Origin of the sequence: Mycobacterium sp. 1165196.3, from assembly GCF_001673415.1 — a bacterium.
Classification (GTDB): domain Bacteria; phylum Actinomycetota; class Actinomycetes; order Mycobacteriales; family Mycobacteriaceae; genus Mycobacterium; species Mycobacterium europaeum_A.
Genome location: NZ_LZLU01000095.1, coordinates 1 through 2296, shown reverse-complemented (window position 1 = coordinate 2296; position 2296 = coordinate 1). Strand labels below are relative to the sequence as shown.

The following is a 2296-nucleotide window of genomic DNA, read 5'->3' as shown; positions in this document are numbered from 1 at the left end:
CGCCCACAGGAACGCCGCCAGCGTCTTACCCGATCCGGTCGGGGCGATCACCAGTGTGTTGTGGCCGTCGGCGATCGCGTTCCACGCGTCGGCCTGTGCGGTGGTGGGTGCGTCGAAGGTGCTGGTGAACCACTCGCGGGTGATGGCGCTGAACCGGCCCAACGGGTCGGGGCGGCCGGGCGGCCCGGAGTCGGCGCGAGTGCTCACCCGTCCATGGTGCCAACGGGCACCGACAAGGCGTCGGCTAGCGCGGCTCGATCCGAGCGGTCGCCATCGCGTGGGACAGTTCCTCGGGGATCTCGGGGACCCGGGCGATGGCGTCGAACAGCGAGTGCGCGCACGCGTCGGCGAGGCGATCGGCATTCGTGGTGGGGTCGATGATGCGCTGCCGGCACAACTCGAAGGTGAACGCCAGCCAGCCGTGGCAGATCACCCGCAGGTCCCGCTCGACGTCGGGTTCCAGCTTCCCCGCGGGGGTCTTGGCCACCAGGTCGCTGATCCGGCTCATGATGTGCTCGAGCTGACGGTTCTTGGCTTCATCGTCGACGCCCAGCAGAACCGGGTCGGACCGGCCCAGGCCGACGTAGGCGGCCCACGCCGCCTCGGGGTTCTGCTCGTGGTAGGCCATGTAGGCCATGACGCCGGTGCGGACCTCTTCGTACATGGTCAGGCCGGTGGCGTCGTCCATGTTGGTGTTCTCGTACAGGCGGTCGGCCTCGTCCTTGACCACCGCCGCGAAGAATGCCCGTTTGTCGGGGAAGTAGTGATACATCAGGGCCCGCGAGACCCCGGCGCGTTCCGCGATTTCGTCGATGCGGACCTCGTCGTAGGGCCGCTTCCCAAAGACCTCTGCCCCTAAAGCGAGCAGCTCAGCGCGTCGATCCTCGGGGGATAAGCGCCTGCGGGCAGTCGGCATGTGTCAGATAGTACTCATACGACATGAGACCCCGGCCACTTTGGATTCATCCGAACTTCACGCCCTGGGCCAGCGGTAACTCGCCGGAATAATTGACGGTATTGGTACTTTGGCGCATGTAGGCCTGCCACGAATCGGTGCCGGATTCGCGTCCGCCGCCGGTTTCCTTCTCTCCGCCGAACGCGCCGCCGATCTCCGCGCCGGACGTGCCGATGTTGACATTGGCGATTCCGCAGTCGGATTCGGCCAGGAAGCGCTCGGCCTCGCGTAGGTCGGTGGTGAAAATGGCCGACGAAAGGCCCTGCGGCACCGCGTTGTTGAGGGCGATCGCGTCGTCGAGCTCGTCGTAGGTCAGCACGTAGAGGATGGGCGCGAACGTTTCGGTGGCCACGATGGCGGTCTGCGCGGGCATCCGCACCAGCGCCGGCGCGACGTAGTAGGAACTCGGGTGTTCGGGGGCCTCGGGATGGGTGCGCTCGCCGCCGATCACCTCGCCGCCGTCGGCGCGCGCCTGTTCGAGCGCCCCCACCATGTCGCGGTAGGCGGTCTCGTGAATCAGCGGTCCGACCAGCGTGTCCGGCGCCGACGGGTCACCGATGCGCAGCTGCCCGAAGGCGGACGCGACGCGCGCGACCACCTCGTCGGCCACCGAGCGGTGGACGATCAGCCGGCGCAGGGTGGTGCAGCGCTGCCCCGCGGTGCCGGCGGCCGCGAACACCACCGCGCGCACCGCAAGGTCCAGGTCGGCCGACGGCGTCACGATGGCGGCGTTGTTGCCGCCCAACTCCAGCAGCACCCGGCCGAACCGCGCGGCGACGCGGGGACCGACGGCCCGGCCCATCCGGACCGAACCGGTCGCCGACACCAGCGCGACGCGCGGGTCGTCCACCAGCAGCTCGCCGAGGTCGCGGTCGCCTAGCACCAGCGAGCTCACCGCAGGCGGGGCGCCGACGTCGGCCGCGGCCCGGGCGATCAACGACTGGGTGGCCAGCGCCGTCAACGGCGTCAGCTCCGAGGGCTTCCACACCACCGGGTCCCCGCACACCAGGGCCAGCGCGGCGTTCCAGGCCCAAACCGCGACCGGGAAGTTGAACGCGGTGATCACGCCGACGACACCGAGCGGGTGCCAGGTCTCCAGCAGCCGGTGGCCGGGGCGTTCCGAGGCGATGGTGCGGCCGTAGAGCTGGCGCGACAGGCCGACCGCGAACTGGCAGATGTCGATCATCTCCTGCACCTCGCCGGCGGCCTCGGAGGCGATCTTGCCGACCTCGAGGGTCACCAGGGTGGCCAGCTCGCCGCGGTGCGCGGTCAGCAGCTCGCCGAGGCGGGCCACCAGCGCGCCGCGTACCGGGGCCGGTGTGCCGCGCCACACCGAGAACG

General features: G+C 70.0%; 3 protein-coding genes. All 3 read right to left on the bottom strand.

The window, feature by feature from the left end:
• Positions 1–207: DEAD/DEAH box helicase (locus A5659_RS28110; RefSeq protein WP_197497966.1), on the bottom strand; the 207-nt coding region annotated here is incomplete at its 3' end.
• A 37-nt stretch (positions 208–244) separates the two neighbouring features.
• Positions 245–916, bottom strand: a complete 672-nt coding sequence (locus tag A5659_RS09700) for a TetR/AcrR family transcriptional regulator (protein WP_066868563.1) — start codon at positions 914–916, stop codon at positions 245–247.
• A gap of 46 nt (positions 917–962) precedes the next feature.
• Positions 963–2296 (bottom strand): aldehyde dehydrogenase family protein (locus tag A5659_RS09695; RefSeq protein WP_067180701.1); only part of this gene is annotated, 1334 nt, incomplete at its 5' end.

Bases quoted from the DNA above. Each gene is read 5' to 3' on its own strand.
- A5659_RS09700 (WP_066868563.1), bottom strand. From the start codon at position 916: ATGCCGACTGCCCGCAGGCGCTTATCCCCCGAGGATCGACGCGCTGAG.